Annotated in this window: 1 protein-coding gene; it reads left to right on the forward strand. The window is 37.5% G+C overall.

Annotated features, from left to right (window positions below):
* Positions 1 to 224 (forward strand): hypothetical protein (locus Q0997_RS20440; RefSeq protein ID WP_299892611.1); only part of this gene is annotated, 224 nt, incomplete at both ends.

Genomic DNA, 224 nt, shown 5'->3' on the forward strand with positions numbered 1-224 from the left:
AACCAAACCATTGCAGACCAATGGAATGCTGATAACATTGCGGCTATTCAAGCCTGTGCTAATGATATTAATGTTACAGTTACTTCTAACTACGACTTTACAACGCTTACAACTACTTGTGGTTTAGGTGGTACTATTACGGTAACATATACTGCTACTGATGCTTGTAACAATAGTGAAACTTTAAATGCTACTTTAACGCTTAACGATTCTACTGGCCCTAC

The sequence above is a fragment of the uncultured Lacinutrix sp. genome (assembly GCF_947500325.1).
Classification (GTDB): domain Bacteria; phylum Bacteroidota; class Bacteroidia; order Flavobacteriales; family Flavobacteriaceae; genus Lacinutrix.